The 1,012-nt window shown below is 67.3% G+C and carries 1 pseudogene; it reads right to left on the reverse strand.

From position 1 onward, the window contains the following. Window positions 1-1,012, reverse strand: a pseudogene (locus tag JK358_RS38750) (pyruvate carboxylase); the annotation flags it as partial.

Below are 1,012 nucleotides of genomic sequence, written 5' to 3' on the forward strand. Positions count from 1 at the left end.
CTTCAGGTAGTAGTCGAGGGTGTAGAGGTTCTCGTTCGGGTTCGACAGATCGCCGGTGTAGCTCAGTGCCACTTCGGCCAGAGTCGTGCCGGTTTCACGCACGGCGTCGATGGCGGGGCGCATCTGGTCCACATTGTTCAACGCATCGAAGATGCGGAAGATGTCGATACCGGTGGCCGCGGCCTCGGAAACGAAAGCGCGCGTGACCTTTTCCGGATACGGCGTGTAACCGACCGTGTTACGGCCACGCAGCAGCATCTGGAGATTGATATTGGGCACCGCTTCGCGCAAGGCGGCCAGCCGCTCCCAGGGATCCTCGTGCAGGAAGCGCAGCGCCACGTCATAGGTTGCGCCGCCCCAGCATTCGATGGACAGCAGTTCTGGCGTCATGCGCGCCACGTGCCTGGCGACCGCCATAAGACCGCTGGTGCGCACCCGGGTGGCCAGCAGCGACTGATGCGCGTCACGGAAGGTGGTGTCGGTGACGGCCACGCCTTCGCGGTTGCGCAGCCACTGCGCGAAGCCCTCCGGCCCGAGTTCCAGCAGTTTCTGCCGGGTGCCGGGCGGCGGCGGGGTGGTCAGATCGATGGCCGGGAGTTTGTCGTGCGGGTACAGCGTGGTCGGCCGCGAGCCGTGCGGCTTGTTCACGGTGACATCGGCGAGGTAGTCCAGGATCTTGGAGGCCCGGTCCGCCGAGGCGTGGCGGGTGAGCAGTTCGGGCCGCTCGTCGATGAAGGAGGTAGTGGCGCGGCCCGCCTGGAAGTCCGGGTCGTCCAGGACAGCTTGCAGGAAGGGGATATTGGTGGCCAGACCGCGAATACGGAATTCGGTGACCGCGCGCCGGGCACGGGCGATGGCCGCCGGGAAGTCACGGCCGCGGCAGGTCAGCTTGACCAGCATGGAGTCGAAGTACGCGCCCACCTCCGCGCCGACATTCGCGCCACCGTCCAGGCGCACGCCCGCGCCACCCGGGGAGCGGTAGCCGGTGATGCGGCCGGTGTCGGGCCGGAAG

It is taken from the genome of Nocardia acididurans (genome assembly GCF_016741815.1).
Classification (GTDB): Bacteria; Actinomycetota; Actinomycetes; order Mycobacteriales; family Mycobacteriaceae; genus Nocardia; species Nocardia acididurans.